This window comes from Pseudoduganella albidiflava (assembly GCF_004322755.1).
In the GTDB taxonomy this organism is placed as follows: domain Bacteria; phylum Pseudomonadota; class Gammaproteobacteria; order Burkholderiales; family Burkholderiaceae_D; genus Rugamonas; species Rugamonas albidiflava.
Window position 1 is genome coordinate 2513280 of the sequence record NZ_CP036401.1, and the last position, 16468, is coordinate 2529747.

Below are 16468 nucleotides of genomic sequence, written 5' to 3' on the forward strand. Positions count from 1 at the left end.
CCTTCCAGGTGGCCCCCATGAGCGCACTCAGAGACTATCAGGACGCACTGGACAACCTCGGCTCCACCGTGATCCAGCGGCCCGTGCTGGCACGGGTCCAGGGCCTGCTGTTCGCGCCGGAGCGGCCGCACGTCTTCCTGGCCGGCGAACGCGGCTCGGGCAAGACGCTCACGCTGCGCATGCTGGCCAGGCAGCTGCGCGGCGCGGGCCACGTGGTCGCCTTCGAGGACCTTTTTTCGCCCGACTCGGAAAACGTCGTCGGGCAGGTCCTGTCGGCCTTCGTGCAATTGCTGCTGCAAGCGCGCTCGGTGGACCAGGAGCGGATTGCCGAGCTGTCGTCGATCCGCTCCGCGCTGCTGTCGGCGGCATACATGCGGGGCCTGTCCGAACGGGTGTTCCAGCTTGCCGGAAGCATCGTCGAGCCCGGCCAGCGCATTTTCATGCTGCTCGACGGCGTCGACGGCATCGCCGACCGGCTGTCCGCCGAACGCCTGCTCGACTGGGCCGGCGGCGTGCCGCGCGAAGTGCTGCAGGTCGTGGTGGCCGGCAGTCCTGTCCACCGGGACGACACGCGGCTGGCGCGGCGCTTCGGGTTCGTCTCGCTGGACGAACTGACCCGGGAAGAGACCGACGCCCTCGTGCAGCGCTATCTCGCCCGGCGGAAGAGGCCGCCGATGGATGCCGAAGGCCTGGCGGCGATGTTCCGGGAAACCCGCGGCCACCCCAAGGCCATCAAGAACGTGCTGCTGTGGTCCGACCTGGACCCGGCCATCGCGCAGCGGATGGCCCGTGGCGAAGCGTTCGCCGCCGATTTTCGGCTGGTGGCGGAACATGTCGACAGCATCCTGTCGAATATCGACGATGAACTGCCGGCGGCCCGCAGCGAACGCTACCTGCTGGCCTGCGCCATCCTGCAGCCGGTGGCCCGCTCCCGCCTGCTGGCATGGTCGGCGCTGCCCGAGGAAGTGTTCAATGCCTGGACCGCCCACGCGGTGGACTGGGGTCTGGTCACCGTCGACCAGGACACCTTCTTGATCAAGACGCCTGAACTGCGGGCCAACCTGATCCGCGACCGTGTGCTGGGCACGCCGGTGCTGCTGTCGCAACTGGGTTTCGGCGACGAAGCGGCCGAACGCGACAAGCTGTTCAGCACCAGCTTCACCATCCCCGAGGATGTCGGTCCCATCATGCGCCGCGAGAAAACCATCGTGCTGGGCGACCGTGGCGCCGGCAAGAGCGCGATCTTCCGCATGATGAGCGAGAACATCGGCGGCCAGGTGCCGGACAACGTGCTGGTGGTGGGTTCGCAGAACCCCAACGATTTCCTGCAGGCGCTGGCGGTCAGCCAACCCATCGCTTCCGCGGAAAAGTTCAAGGCCTTCTGGCTGCTGTACGTGGCCACGCTGGCGGCGCAGGCCTTGCAGGACCAGGCCGGCGCGCTGGGACCGGGCGCGGCCGCCTACGGCAGGGATGCGCGGCGCCTGCTGCGCGAAGTCCACCAGGGCGGGAAGATCCGCGGCGAGCCGCGCGGCGCCGCGTTGCTGGCCGGCCTCAGGGCCTTCCTGCCGGAGAAGGTGAGTTTCACCGTGGGGCCGGTCACGGTGGACCAGGCGCTGGGCGGCGGCATCCGCTCGCGCAGCCCGCTGAACATCGTCGGCTTCCTGGCCAGCACGGACGCCCTGCTGGTCGCGCTGGGCAAGTCGATGGTGGTGATCTTCGACCAGATCGACGAGTCGCACAAGTACGAGCGCGCCGTGCAGGAATCGCTGGTGCAGGGATTGATGCTGGCGGAATCGTACCTGTCGCAGAAAGAGGCGATCCGGCTTACCGTGCTGCTGCGCAACGACCTGTTCGAGATCTACGATATCCAGGAAAAGAACAAGTTCGTTTCGCGCACCGCCAGCCTGCGCTGGTCGGCCGACCGGCTGGTTGCGCAGCTGGTCGATCGCGCCGCCAGCAATGCCAGCATCGGTGCAATCCGCGACGTCATCGCCAGGCTCGCCGACGACGCGGGCGCCCGCACCGACATGATGCTGCGCGTGCTGTTCCCGGAAGAGATCGAGGGCAAGAGCTTCCGCCAGTGGCTGTTCGACGGGCTGGAAAACGCCAACAAGCGCGTGTCGCCCAGGCAGATCATCTTGTTCCTGAACATCCTGCGGGACAAGGTGCGCAATGGCGGCGCGGTGGCCACGATCCCGCTGTTTTCCGAAGCCAGCGTGGTGGGCGCGTTGACGGAACTATCGGAGCACAGCTACAAGGAAGTGGTGGCCGATTTCCGCGTGGCGGTGGGCTTCGTCATGAACTGCCGCGCCGGCAAGTTCACCCGCTTCAAGCTCGACGACGTGGCGCAACTGTTCGACGACGACGACGGCCCGCGTGCCAGGCAGATCGAACAGCTGCAGCGGCTGGGATTCCTGGAGGCGGAAATCGTCGTCGAGGATGGCCGGCATGTGCGCATGTTCCAGATTCCCGGCATTTATACGCGCTGCTGGAGCTGACGCGGGCGGGCCGCGGCGATCGGACGAATATTGTCGCGAAAAAAAAACCGCGGCCTGAGCCGCGGGTTTCAGCAACCGCGGCACCAGCCGCGGGTGTCTGTGCCGGTTAGCGGACTCAGGCCTTCCTGGCCTTGCGGCGCGCCATGTAGCCAACCAGGCCCAGGCCGCCCAGCAGCATGCCGTAGGTGCTTGGTTCCGGCACGGCCGCCACGGACAGGTGCAGGTCGTTCACGGTGGCCCACACGCCCGGCTGGTCCTCGGCCGTCATCGTCAGGGTCAGCAGGTCGCCGGTCGACACGAAGCCGACGAACGAATCGAAGTCGGGCGTGTTCAGCGTGTACGATACCGTTGCGCCGGTGCTGTCGGTGGCGGTCAGCACGATGTAGTCGGCCTGCGTGGATGAGCCAAAGAGGTCCGACCCGAAGAAGAAGCCGCCGGCGCCGGCGATCGGGGTGGCGGCGTCGAACGATACCAGGTCAAGGCGATTGTCCCCGGTCAGCCAGATATCGGAAAAGTCATCGCTTGCACCCCACAGCGAGCTCGATTCCGGCCCTGCGGAAACGGTGTAGGCATAGTCGCCGGCAAAGCGGTCCAGCGGACCGTCATACGAATCCACGTCGAGGTCATCGAACGTATCGACGCCGGTGTTGCCTACCGCGGCCAGGTAGGCGGACTGGCTGGTATATGTCGTGATTTCTGCTTGCGCGGCGCCGACGGCGCACAGCAGGACTGCGGAAGCGATTGCGGTCGATACAAAGCGGGAAATACGCACAGTGAACTCCTTGACAGGTATGTTAGGAAAGGCACGTCGCTTATGGCGGGTGCAGCTCTACTGTACTCCTGCTGCTTGTCTTGGCAACAACAACTTAGGAATAACTTAATTCAGTTTATTTGTCGAGGCTGGTCATACGCATGTAACCAATTGTCATGAAATGTAGCGTTCATGCGGGTCCTGGGCTCAGCCGTTTTCACGAAGCTGTCACAGTCGGGCGTTGTAAATTTACGCCATCAGCGAACGATCCTTGACTTCGAAACGGATCTGCGTCTCATTCTCATGACGGGCGATGCTTGCAACATGACAGGAATGTGGACGATGCAGTGTGACCTGGCCATTGCGATACCGGTTCCGCGATCGGCAGCACATGAAAAGTGATGGACGGCCCACTTGCGACGCCTTGCGCGTTGCGTGCCCTGATCGTCAGCCGCCGCCGGAAAGCCATCCGGGAACAGGGCAGGTTTCGTGCAGGAAAACCGCGGCGCCAGCCGCGGTTGTTCACTGCCTGCCTATGGGACTCAGGCCTTCTTTGCCTTGCGGCGCGCCATGTAGCCAACCAGGCCCAGGCCGCCGAGCAGCATGCCATACGTGCTTGGTTCCGGCACGGCCGCCACCGACAGGTGCAGGTCGTTCACAGTGGCCCACACGCCCGGCTGGTCCTCGGCCGTCATCGTCAGCGTGAGCAGATCGTCGGTCGACACGAAGCCGACGAATGAATCGAAGCCGGGGTTCTCCAGCGTGTACGATACCGTCGCGCCGGTGCTGTCGGTGGCGGTCAGCACGAGGTACCCGGCCGGGGTGGACGAGCCGAAGAGGTCCGATCCGAAGAAGAAGCCGCCGGCGCCGGCGATCGGGCTCGAGGCGTCGAACGAGATCAGGTCAAGGCGATTGTCCGAGGACAGCCAGACATCGGAAAAGTCATCGCTTGCACCGTACAGCGTGCTCGACTCGGGCCCTGCGGAAACGGTGTAGGCATAGTCGCCCGCGAAGCGGTCCAGCGGACCGTCATACGCATCCACGTCGAGGTCATCGAATGTATCGACGCCGGTGTTACCCACCGCGGCCAGGTAGGCGGACTGGCTGGTATATGTCGTGATTTCTGCTTGCGCGGCGCCGACGGCGCACAGCAGGACTGCGGAAGCGATTGCGGTCGATACAAAGCGGGAAATACGCACAGTGAACTCCTTGACAGGTATGTTAGGAAAGGCACATCGCTTATGGCGGGGTGCAGCTCTACTGTACTCGTGCCGCTTGTCTTGACAACAACAACTTAGGAATAACTTAATACAGTTCGTTTGTCGAGTCCGTTCACATGCATGTAACCAAGTGTCATGACCTATAGCGTCCATGCGGGTTCCGCGCTCAGCCGTTGTAACGGCGCTGTCACATTTGTTGTTGTAAATTTACGCCAGCAGCAAACATTACTTGACTTTCAGGCATGTTTTCGCTGCCTTTATGATGATCGAAGCTTGCAACGCTCCATGCCTGGGTATCGATCGTAAAGCGATATCCGTTCCGGCATCGGTAGCGCATAAAAAGTGATTAGCGGTCTACCCAGGCACCGTCGTACATTGAGTGTACTGATCGTCAGGCCGCCGCGGGAAGCTATCCGCGGAGACGCGACGAATCGTCCAGTGCGCCGCAGAGCGCCGGAGTGGGGAAATACGGTCGTCGCATTGGCGTCGTCATCGACGGCCAGCGCTGCGACCCGGGACCGTGGCGCAACCCGCCCGCTCCCGGACCTGGCACTCCAGCAGACAAGATGTCATCGGGTATCGGCCCACCGCTTCGGCGGTGCGGCCCATCAAAAAAATACGGAGACCCGATGAACACCCCATTTCAACGCAGATTGATTCACCTCGCCGTGGCCGGTGCCTGCGGCATCCTGTCGACGCACGCGCATGCCCAGGCCGGCGCGCCAGCGACCGCCGGAGCCGAGCCCGGCGACGCCCGGCAGGCCGGGCAGGAGGCAACTCCAGCCGATCCCGCCACCGCGCCGGTGCCCCCGTCCAGCACCGTGGTCGTCTCGGGCTCGCGCATCGCCGCGCGCGGCTTCACGCAGCCGACCCCCACCACCAGCCTGACCGCCGCCGATTTCGACAAGGCGGCCAAGCCCAACATGTTCGAATCGCTGGTCGAACTGCCGGCCCTGCAGGGCAGCACGGGGCGCACCACGAATACCTTCAGCACGTCCAGCGGCATCCAGGGCCTGTCGTCGCTGTCGCTGCGCGGCCTGGGCACGATCCGCACGCTGACCCTGCTGGACGGCCAGCGCGTGGTCGGTGCCAACGTCACCGGCATCACCGATGTCAGCCAGTTCCCGCAACTGCTGGTCAAGCGCGTCGACGTGGTGACCGGCGGCGCCTCGGCATCGTATGGCTCGGATGCGATCGGCGGCGTGGTCAACTTCATCACCGACAAGAAGTTCGCCGGCTTCAAGGCCAATGTGTCCGGCGGCATGACGAAGTATGACGACGACAAGAGCGGCACGCTGCAGGCCGCGTGGGGCAAGGGCTTCGTGAATGGCCGGCTGCACGTGACGGCCAGCGGCGAGTTCACCAAGCAGAACGGCATCGATTCGCCGGGCTTCGGCGAAGTGGGCGCGAATGGCCGCACCTGGTACAACAATCCGGCCCTGCAGGAATCGACCCGGGCGATGCAGGCGGCCGGCGCGCCGCGCTACCGGAGCATCGTGCACGCCCAGCATGTGCAGTATGCGAAGTACGGCCTGATCACCGCCGGGCCATTGCGCGGTACCGCGTTCGGCCCCGGCGGCACGCCGTACCCCTTCGAATACGGCACCGATTGCGTCGGCAATTTCTGCATCGGCGGCGACCGGTCCGGCAGCGTCGGCGCGGGCACCAACCTGGCGATGAACTTCAAGCGGCAGGTGGCGTATGGCCGCGTGTCCTGGGATCTCGACGGGAACAACGAGATCTACGCCACCGTCAACTGGGCGCAAGTCAAGTCGGCGTTCTCGCCGAACCCGGGCGCGGCCAAGCAGGGCAACCTGTCGATCCGCTGCGATAACGCCTTCCTGCCCGCATCGGTGGCGGCGGGCTGCGCCGCCGGCTACCCGGACGGCGTGATGCCGGTCGGTACCGCGAACGCCCAGTTCCCGGCCAACATCAACGTGCACCCGACGCGCACCCAGCGCCGCTTCGTGGTGGGCGCCGACGGCAGGTTCGCCCTGCTCGGGCGGGACTGGTCGTACGACGCCTATGCGGAACACGGCGAGAACACCACCGTGATCCATGTGCGCGACATCACGCTGAACCGCCGCTACAACTTCGCCATCGATGCCGTCAGGGACCCGGCCACCGGCCAGGTGGTGTGCCGCAGCGCCGAGGCGCGCGCGGCCGGCTGCCAGCCGGTCAACATCTTCGGCGACGTGCCGATCGACCTGGCGGGCTGGCACTACATCGCGCCCCGCAACGGCCCGATGCAGCACACCGATTCGAGCCAGGACGTCGCCAGCATCAACATCAACGGCGAGCTGGCCCAAGGCTGGGCCGGCCCGGTGTCGATGGCCTTCGGTGCCGAGTACCGCCGCGAGAAATACGCCGTGCATGGCGACCCGTACGGCGCCGGCGTGGCATACGAGTCGCCCTACGGCCCGAGCCATCCCTTCGATCCGACGCTGTCGGCCACGGGCGACAACTGGTTCGCCGGCAATTACCACAATGGCCAGGGCAGCTTCAACGTCAAGGAGGCCTATGTGGAATTGAACATCCCGTTCCTGAAATCGGCCACCTGGGGCGAGGCCAACCTGAATATCGCCGACCGCGAGGAAAAGTACAGCACGGCCGGCCACGCCCGCGCGTGGAAGATCGGCGCCACCTGGAAGACGCCGGTCGACGGCCTGCGGCTGCGCGCGGTGAGTTCCGCGGATGTGCGCGCGCCCAACCTCTCCGAGCTGTATGCCGCGATGACGGTCACCAACCAGGCGGTCAACAATGCGCAGGGCTCGTCGATCCAGATCCAGCAGCGCAACGTCGGCAACCCGAACCTGAAGCCGGAAAAGGCGCGCAACAATTCGTTCGGCGTGGTGCTGAGCCAGCCGGGCTGGGCACGCAATGCGAGCCTGTCGGTCGACTACTTCGACATCAAGGTGAAGAACGTCATCAGCTCGCTCAATCCGCAGCAGGAAGTGGACCTGTGCTACGGCGGCAACCAGGAAGTGTGCGCCGCCGTATCGATCGACGGCCCGGCCGGCACCAACTATGTGCTGGCGCAGAGCTTCAACTTCGCTTCGCTGCACACGCGCGGCGTCGATATCGAGGGCGCCTGGCGCGTCAACATGGGGGACTACGGGATGCCCGGCAGCGTGACGCTGCGCGGCCTGGCGACGCGCACCATCCACGCGATCTCCGATCCCGGCGTGCCGGGCACGACGCCCAGCGAAGGCGCCGGCAACATGACCGGGGCCACGCCGAAATGGAAAGCCATGCTGTCGCAGTCGTGGGACGGCCTGCTGGGCGGGAAGGCCGGACTGACGCTGACCGAGCGGTGGATCAGTTCCGGCGTGTTCAACAACGAGTACATCGAGTGCCAGACCAACTGCCCGCTGCCCACCGCGGCGCACCCGACCATCTACGACAACCACATGCCGGGCGCGGTCTATATCGACCTGGGCGGCACCTGGAACTTCTCGAAGGGGGTAACCGCCTACTTCAAGGTCGACAACCTGGCCGACCGCGACCCCGTGCTGGTGCCGCAGACGAACCTGAGCCTGGCGCTCAACCCGGCGATCTACGACGCGGTCGGGCGCACCTACCGCGCCGGCGTGCGCATGACGTTCTGAGCCCGGACCCCTGCCCGGTCCTGAGCCCAAACGTCGGCTAAAACGTCAGCCCGTGTTGCGCAGGCCCGCCGCCACGCCGTTGATGGACAGGTGGATGCCGCGGTGCACCCGGTTGTGCCGGTCTTCCGGCGCGGCCGGGTGGGCACGGTGGCGCCCGATCAGTTCCACCTGCAGGTGGTTCAGCGGATCGAGGTATGGGAAGCGGTTCGTGATCGAGCGCGCCAGGGCCGGGTTGTGCACCAGCCGTTCGGCGTTGCCGGTGATGCGCTCCAGGCAGTGCACCGTGGCCGCGTGCTCGGCGGCGATGCGGTCGAAGATGCGCTGCCGCAGCGCTTCGTCCGGCACCAGGGCCGCATAGCGCGAGGCGATCGCCAGGTCGGTCTTGGCCAGCACCATGTCCATGTTCGACAGCAGCGTGGCGAAGAACGGCCAGTGCCGGGCCATTTCCTGCAGGGTGGCCAGGCGTTTGCCGTCCTGGTCTTCGCCGAGCCATCCGGACACCGCGCTGCCGAAGCCGTACCAGCCGGGCAGCAGCACGCGGCACTGGCCCCACGAGAACCCCCACGGAATGGCGCGCAGGTCTTCGATGCGCCGCGTCGACTTGCGCGACGCCGGGCGCGATCCCAGGTTCAGTTCGGCGATTTCGGCGATCGGCGTCGAAGCGAAGAAGTAGTCGGTGAAGCCGGGCGTTTCGTACACCAGGCCCCGGTAGGCGTGATACGCCCGTTGCGACAGTTCGGCCATCACCTCCTCGAACAGGGCGAGACGCGGCGCCTGTTGCGGGCCGGCGGAAGCGCCACCCGGCAGCAGGCCCGCTTCCAGCGTGGCCGCGACCAGCAGTTCCAGGTTGCGGCGGCCGATCTCGGCGTTCGAGAATTTCGACGAAATGATTTCGCCCTGCTCGGTAAGGCGGATCTGGCCATTCACGGTGCCCGGCGGCTGGGCCAGGATCGCTTCGTAGCTGGGGCCGCCGCCGCGGCCGACGGTGCCGCCGCGGCCATGGAACAGGCGCAGCCGCACGCCGGCGGCTGCGAACACGTCCACCAGTTTCAGCTCGGCCTGGTACAGCTCCCAGTTCGAGGTGAGGAAGCCGCCATCCTTGTTGGAGTCCGAATAGCCCAGCATGACTTCCTGCAGGCGGCCCTGGTGCGCGACCAGCTGCGCCACCGGCGGCAACGCCATCCACTGCGCCATGATGGCGGCGGCGCGCTGCAGGTCGGGGATGGTCTCGAACAGCGGCACCACCATGACGGAACCGCGCATGCCGTCCGGATGCAGCAGGCCGGTTTCCTTTTGCAGCACCAGTACTTCGAGCAGGTCGGACACCGTCTCGGTGTGCGAAATGATGTAGTGGCGGATGGCCCGCTGGCCGTGGCGCCGCTGCAGCTCGCGCGCCGTGCGGAACACTTCCAGCTCGGAAGCGGTGGTGTCGGAATAGTCCAGGAACGGCGAGAACAGCAGCCGCGGCCTGGCCAGTTCGCCCAGCAGCAGCGCCACCTTGGCGTCCTCGCCGAGCGCCGCGTAATCCGGTTCGACGCCGCCACGGGCGAACAGCTCCGCCAGTACCGCTTCATGGACGTCCGAACCCTGGCGCATGTCGAGCGAGGCGAGGTGGAAGCCGAAGATCCGCACCGCGCGCAGCAGGCCGTTCAGGCGCGGCTCGGCCAGGATGGCCCCGTTGTTGGCGGCCAGCGACGCGGCCAGGACCGACAGGTCGCCGTGCAGTTCCTCCGCGTCGCGGTAGGGCGCGCTGGCGCCGGGCTCCTTGCGCAGGATCGCCGCCGCGCCCAGTTCGCGCGCCGTGGCGGCCAGCCGCGCATGGATGCCGATCAGCGCGCGGCGATACGGTTCGTCGTTGCGGTGCGGCGAGTCGTCCGGCGATTGCCGGGTCAGCGCGAGCAGCGCCTCGCTGGCCGGCACCAGCAGGGTCGAGGTGGACAGCTCGGCGCCCAGCGCATGCACTTCATCGAGGTAGAACTCGAGGATGGTGGCCGACTGGCGCAGCAGCGCGTGGCGCATGGTGGCCGCGTTGACGTTCGGATTGCCGTCGCGGTCGCCGCCGATCCAGCTGCCCATCTGCAGGTAGTCGGCGTCGTCCAGGTCCAGCGCGCCGCCACCGAAGCCGTGGGCGATTTCCCGTTCCACGTCGTCATACACGGCCGGCAGTTCGCGCAGGAAGGTGGTGCGGTAGTAGGACAGCGCATTGTCGATTTCATCGGCCACCGTCAGCTTTTCATAGCGCAGCATGCGGGTCTGCCACAGCGTGGCGATGCGCGCCTGCAGCAGCTGCACGTTGCGTTCGCGCTCGCGCGGGGTCAGCGGCAGGTCGCGCTCGGCCAGCAGCCGGGCGATCGCCAGGCCGGCATCGAGGATGCTCTTGCGCTGCGCTTCCGTGGGGTGCGCCGTCAGCACCGGGGAGATCAGGGCTTCGCGCAGGAACGCGGCGATCGCATCACGGCCGACGCCGGCATCCTTCAGCCGGGCCACCGAAAACGCCACCGACGACGGCTGCGGTGCCGAGCCGCCCAGCAGGTGGGCGCGGCGGCGGCGGATGTGGTGGCGGTCCTCGGCGATATTGGCCAAGTGCGAGAAATAGGAGAACGCGCGCACCACGGCATTGGTCTGCTCCGGCGCCAGGTTGGCCAGCAGGGCCGACAGTTCGGCGCCGGCGGCATGGTCGTCTTCGCGGCGGAAACGCACGGCGCTCTGCCGGATCGCCTCCACGACATCGAACACCGCGTCGCCTTCCTGTTCGCGGATCACGTTGCCGAGCAGGCGTCCCAGCAGGCGGATGTCTTCCTTCAGCGGTCCATCCTTGTCCTGGTCCGGCGCAAGGGGAGAAAAGGGCGAGGCATGGTCGGCGGTGGCGTGGAGGGCGCGATTTTGCATATCGTTCGATGTGAAGAGTTATGGGAATGTCATGGCCCCGGTGGGCCGCTGACGATTGTAGCAAGTTTCAGCGAGATAGGCTTATTTTCGTAAAATTACTACATGTAGTCAGACTACTTTCAAAAATACTTGACGTTCCACATCGAAAACTTGTACGTCCGACCAGGCTCCAGCGGCCCGCGGAGTTGCTTCGCAGGTCCCGGGCGTGAATGGTAGGATGTCATTTTCCCTGTTGACCGAGACTGCAATGACTGTATTCGCCATGCCTGTATTCGATGCGACCGTCCTCTACGACGGGAAGGAACTGTTCAAGGGGCAGGGGGCCGCCGCGGGCTGGGCCGCGAAGCTGGCGGCCGAACTGGGCACGCCGGTCACCGTGGCGAAGATCGGCACCGGCTGGGCCCTGTGCGGTAACGTGGATGGCACCGATTGCCGGTGGGGCATCCACGGCCAGCGGTTGAAACGGCTGGACTGAAGCGGCTGGACTGAGGTGGCTGGGCTGAGGCGCCTGGACTGAGCCGGGCGGCGCCGGCGCGCGGTTCGCCCTGCGGGCGCCGGCGCCGGCATGGGGCGCGCCTGGATGGCGCGCCCGGTCACGGTCAGTCGCTGGCGTGCTGCACGAACACCACCGTGGTGCGCGCCGGGATCGTGAAGCTGCCCGCGCCCGGATCGTAGGCCGAAGCCCTGACGACCGCGTCGCTGCCGAAGCGCTGCACATCGTGCAGCTTCAGCTTGCGGCCCTGCAGTTCCGGAATGGTGACGGTATTGGCCACCTTGTCCACGTTGAACAGCACGACGACCCGCTTGTATTTCGCGCCCGGGTACGGCCTCGGCTCGGCGCCCGAGATGCTCATCGCCACCACGCCCGGCACCTGTGCGGGGCCCGTGTTGTGGAACTTCAGGCGGTCGATCACATCCTGGGCCGTGCGCAGCCGGAACAGCGTGCTGCTCTGGCGGATCGCCAGCAATTCCTCGAATCCGCCTTTCGCCGCCAGGATCGCCTGTGTATCCGGCTTGATGAGCGTATTGGCCAGCACCGGCGCCATCAGCGGCCAGCTTTCCTCGTTCTTTTCCGCCAGTGGCAAGCCCACGCCGAAATTGTTCGACGCATAGCTGTAGTCGAGGCGGTTGAACCAGTCGCCCGCGTTGTAGCTGTCGCGGTCGAGCGACTTCGAACGCAGGATCTCCTGTCCTGCATGGATGAACGGCACGCCCTGCGCCAGGATGTTGATGGCCGCCCCCAGCGTCTGCACGCGCACGCGGTCGGCCGGCCGGGTGGCCTGCGGCAGTTTCAGCGCGTTGACGTCGAACAGGGTCTGGTTGTCGTGCGCCTCGACGTAGTTGATGGTCTCGGCCGGACTGCCGGCGAAGCCCGCCCGCTGGCCGAAGTAGTCGATCTCGGCGTTGCTGCGCAGGTTGCCGAAGCGGTCGACGAAGCGGTAGTCGCGCAGCGTGCCGGAAAGTGCCACGCGCACCAGGTCCGCCAGGCGCAGCGTATCGTCGCGCGTCTGCGTCGACTGGCCATTGGGGTCGAGGCCGGCGCCGTTGATGAAGCCCTGCTGGTCGACCAGCGCCGCGCCGGTGTCGCAGCAGCCGCCGCCGCGCACCGTGTCGCGGATGCGGTCATTGAACGAGCCGATGCCGGTGCCGAACATATTGGCCTGGCGCGCCTGCACGAAGCGGGCGTCGTTGCCGACCGCGCCGAAGTTCCAGGCTTCGCCATACAGGTAGATCGGGCGGCCCGCGGCGCTGTCGGCGGCCACTTGCAGGCGCTTCATCAGCTCCAGCGGCGTGAAGCCCATGATGTCGAAGCGGAAGCTGTCGATCTTGTACTGCTTCGTCCACAGTGCCACCGAGTCGATCATCAGCTTGGCCATCATGGCGTTTTCCTGCGCCGTGTCGGCACAGCAGCTGTCGTTCAGGATATTGCCCTCGGCGCCCAGGCGGTAGTAGTAGGCGGGCACGATGCGGTCCAGTACCGACAGGGGACCCTGCTGCGACTGGCTGGTGTGGTTGTACACCACGTCCAGCGTCACGCGCAGCCCGGCTTCGTGCAGGGCCTGCACCATGGCGCGGAACTCGCGCACGCGCACCGCGCCGTCGGCGGCATTGGTGGCGTAGCTGCCTTCCGGCGTGTTGTAGTGCACCGGATCGTAGCCCCAGTTGAAGCAGTCGGTGTCGCGCGTGGCGGCCACGGCGGCCTGCTGCGCGGTCGAGTCGGCGGCCGCGCCGGGGATGGCCGGCGTCACGCAGGCGGTTTCGTCGACACTCGAGAAGTCGTAGCTGGGCAGCAGGTGCACGTGGGTCATGCCGGCCTTCTGCAGCGACTTCAGGTGGCGCATCGGCGCCGCTTCGGTGTCCGTGAAGGCCAGGTACTTGCCGCGGTGCGCGGCCGGCACCGTATCGTCCGACGCGGAGAAGTCGCGGATGTGCAATTCGTACAGCGCGATGTCGGTGGCGGCGGCCAGCTTCGGGATCTGGTGGTGGTCCCAGCCGGCCGGCTTCAGGCGCGGGCTGTCGAGGTTGGCGACGAAGCTTCGCTTGCTGTTGGCGGACACGCTCAGCGAATACGGATCGGTCACCGTGTTCGTCACCAGCGTGTTGTTGGCCCAGCGGGACAGCACCTGCACCGTGTAGGTGTAGTAGGCGGTGTTCGTCCACGAGGCATTCGGCGCGGTGTACGACCAGACGCCGCTGGCGGCATCGCGCGTCATCGGCACCGAGTTCGCGCTGGCGGCGGTGGCGCTGGCATAGACGTCCAGTTGCACGGCCTTCGCGGTCGGCGCCCACACGCGGAAGGTGGGCACGCCCTGGCGGTCGAATGTCACGCCCAGCTGCGCATCGCTGGCGCGCGCGGCGAACACGTCGTCGAGCATGCCGGCCTGCTGCAGCGAGGTGACCTGCACCAGCGCGCCATCCGCGCCGAATTGCGCGATGGCGAACTGGGCGCTGGCGAGGCTCGCCAGTTTGGTAACGGTGGCATCGGCCGCGGCCAGGCGCAGGCCGGTGGCGCCAGCCAGGTGCGGGAACTTCTGCCGGATGGCCTCCGGCAGGGCGGCCGGCTGCAGTGGCAGGCTGCCTTCGGCGCCGGCCAGGCCGGTCGTCGCGTCGGGCGTGGGCGCCAGGCCGCCATGGGTCGCGTAGAACAGTTTATAGGTGGCGTTGGCCGGCGCGCCGGGCCAGGCCAGCGTGGTGGCGGACAGCCAGTGCGCCTTGGCGCTGCCCAGGTTGCCGAAGCTGAGGGCCGGCTGGCTGTCATGCACGGTGCAGTCGCCTTCCAGCATCCATACTTCCTGGCCGGCCGTCATCACGTCCGGGCGCAGCGCGGCCTGCTGGTCGGCGGAACAGTTCTTGGTGCCGTTGCCGTCCGTGACGAGGAACTGGATGGCGGTCTTGCCCGCCGCCAGCGGGATGTCGACATAGCCGCCGAACGCATCGCGGCTGGCGAACATGAAGCGCCCCGTGATCCAGGCGGGGCTCGGGTGCAGCGGGCCGTCCCACGAATACACGCCCCACTGGGCTTCGTCGCCCTGGATGCGGTGGAAATGCATGCGGATGGTGCCCGGTGCCACGGGCGTGGCGGCACTGGCGGCCTTTACCGCGCTGGCCTGGCGCTGCGGCGTGGCGGCGCTCTGCTGGCCGTCCGCCGCATCGCCGCCGCAACCCGCCAGCACGCTGGCCGCGACGATGGCGATGCGCCAATGTGAAATCAAACTACTTCCGATGTTCATGTGTCTCCCTGTCGTTGTTATCGAAGGCACGAGGCGCGGGCGGCAGCCGCCACCCGTCTAGCCAGGTCCCTGTAATAATACTACTGAGATTGCATGCCGCAATGCGCCCGGTGAGTCTTGTTGTTTTATTTTCACTACAGGCACTCGACAGGCGCGACCGGGCCGACGCGGAGCGGCACGACACACGGAGAAAAGTTGAGGGAGCGAAATATTTCCACAATTCGGGGACAGTCCCCGAATTTTGGCAACATGAGTGAAATCAGCGACTTACGCAGCGAGCCGCATTGCTGGGCTGGTCGTAAAACAACGGTGTTGCCGAGAACCGGGGTCAGACCCCGGTTTGAGGAAACATTGCCAAAAAATGGGGACAGTCCCCGATTTTTGGCAACATGAGTAAAATCAGCGACTTACGCAGCGAGCCGCATTGCTGGGCTGGTTGTAAAACAACGGTGTTGCCCGAAACCGGGGTCAGACCCCGGTTTCAGGAAACATTGCCAAAATTCGGGGACCGTCCCCGATTGTTGGCAACATTCGGGGACGGGGGAGCTAGGTTAGCGCGCCAGCAGGTGAGGGCCGATCTCGCGCACGGATTTCACGCCGGTCAGCACCATATTGGTCCGGATGTCCTTTTCGAGGATGGCCAGCAGCCTGGCGACACCGGCCTCGCCCTGTGCGGCGAGCGCGTACACGAAGGCGCGGCCCAGCAGCACGCCGTCGGCGCCCAGGGCGAGCAGCCGGAACACGTCGGTGCCGGTGCGCGCGCCGCCGTCCGCGAAGATGGTGGTCTTGCCCTTGACCGCCTCGGCGATCGCGGGCAGCGCGCTGGCGGTCGACAGGGCGCCGTCGAGCTGGCGCCCACCATGGTTCGACACGACGATGCCGTCGGCACCGAACGCCACCGCATCGCGCGCATCGTCCGCTTCCAGGATGCCCTTGATGATCATCGGCCCCTGCCATTCATCGCGGATCCACTGCAGGTCCTGCCAGCCGATCGCCGGATCGAAGTTCGCGCCGAGCCAGCCGATGTAGTCGGCCAGGCCGGTCGCATGGCCGCGGTAGGCCGAGATGTTGCCCAGGTCGTGCGGGCGGCCGAACAGGCCGACGTCCCAGGCCCAGCGCGGGTGCGCGATGGCTTGCAGCATGCGCCGCAGCGGCCCGTTCGGTCCGCTCATGCCGCTGTGCGCATCGCGGTAGCGCGCGCCCGGCACCGGCATGTCGACCGTGAACACCAGCGTGGTCGCGCCCAGCGCCCTGGCGCGCTGCAGCACGTCGCGCATGAAGCTGCGGTCCTTCAGCACGTACAGCTGGAACCAGATCGGCTTGTCCGCCGCGGCGGCCACTTCCGCCAGCGGACAGACCGATACCGTCGACTGGATGAAGGGGATGCCGCACTTGCAGGCCGCGCGCGCCGCCTGCACTTCGCCGCGCCGGGCATACATGCCGGTCAGCCCCACCGGAGCCAGCGCGATCGGCAGTTCGTGGCGGGTGCCGAACCATTCCGTCGACAGGTCGAGCTGTTCCGAGCCTTTCAGCACGCGCTGGCGCAGCTTGACGCGCTGCAGGTCGGCGATGTTGGCGTCCATCGTCTGCTCGGCACCGGCGCCGCCATCGAGATAGTGGAACAGGAAGGGCGGCAGCCTGCGGCGTGCGGCTGCGCGGAAATCGGTCGCGGAAGAAATGATCATGTGGTCGGTAGTGGGTTGATCCCCATGGCATGCATGCGGTAGCGCCGGTCGCCCGGCAAGCAGGAATTGTCACGAAACGATCGATT

Annotated in this window: 8 protein-coding genes; 3 read left to right on the forward strand and 5 right to left on the reverse strand. The window is 66.4% G+C overall.

Features of this window, described 5'->3' with window-relative positions:
* Positions 1 to 17 precede the first annotated feature (17 nt).
* Positions 18 to 2498 (forward strand): P-loop ATPase, Sll1717 family, encoded by a 2481-nt coding sequence (locus tag EYF70_RS10575; RefSeq protein ID WP_131145355.1) that lies wholly within the window; start codon positions 18 to 20, stop codon positions 2496 to 2498.
* A 115-nt stretch (positions 2499 to 2613) separates the two neighbouring features.
* On the opposite strand, the gene EYF70_RS31590 is transcribed toward EYF70_RS10575, so the two are convergent.
* Positions 2614 to 3270, reverse strand: a complete 657-nt coding sequence (locus EYF70_RS31590) for a PEP-CTERM sorting domain-containing protein (RefSeq protein WP_229420803.1) — start codon at positions 3268 to 3270, stop codon at positions 2614 to 2616.
* Positions 3271 to 3791: 521 nt separating this feature from the next.
* Positions 3792 to 4448, reverse strand: coding sequence for a PEP-CTERM sorting domain-containing protein (locus tag EYF70_RS10585; protein ID WP_229420804.1), 657 nt, complete (start codon positions 4446 to 4448; stop codon positions 3792 to 3794).
* Positions 4449 to 5098: 650 nt separating this feature from the next.
* Between EYF70_RS10585 and EYF70_RS10590 the strand changes: the two genes are divergently transcribed.
* A complete protein-coding gene (locus EYF70_RS10590; protein WP_131145357.1) occupies positions 5099 to 8077 on the forward strand; it encodes a TonB-dependent receptor plug domain-containing protein in 2979 nt (992 codons plus the stop codon).
* Positions 8078 to 8122: 45 nt separating this feature from the next.
* Here the strand turns inward: EYF70_RS10590 and ppc are convergent, their stop codons facing one another.
* Positions 8123 to 10966, reverse strand: coding sequence for a phosphoenolpyruvate carboxylase (ppc, locus tag EYF70_RS10595; protein ID WP_131145358.1), 2844 nt, complete (start codon positions 10964 to 10966; stop codon positions 8123 to 8125).
* A 247-nt stretch (positions 10967 to 11213) separates the two neighbouring features.
* Between ppc and EYF70_RS10600 the strand changes: the two genes are divergently transcribed.
* Complete coding sequence (locus tag EYF70_RS10600; RefSeq protein ID WP_131145359.1) at positions 11214 to 11441, forward strand: hypothetical protein; 228 nt, start codon at positions 11214 to 11216, stop codon at positions 11439 to 11441.
* Positions 11442 to 11565: 124 nt separating this feature from the next.
* Here the strand turns inward: EYF70_RS10600 and EYF70_RS10605 are convergent, their stop codons facing one another.
* On the reverse strand, positions 11566 to 14679 hold the full coding sequence (locus EYF70_RS10605) for an alpha-1,6-glucosidase domain-containing protein (protein ID WP_229420805.1): 3114 nt from the start codon (positions 14677 to 14679) through the stop codon (positions 11566 to 11568).
* 569 nt (positions 14680 to 15248) lie between these two features.
* A complete protein-coding gene (gene lldD, locus EYF70_RS10610; RefSeq protein ID WP_131145361.1) occupies positions 15249 to 16382 on the reverse strand; it encodes an FMN-dependent L-lactate dehydrogenase LldD in 1134 nt (377 codons plus the stop codon).
* Positions 16383 to 16468: the final 86 nt, after the last annotated feature.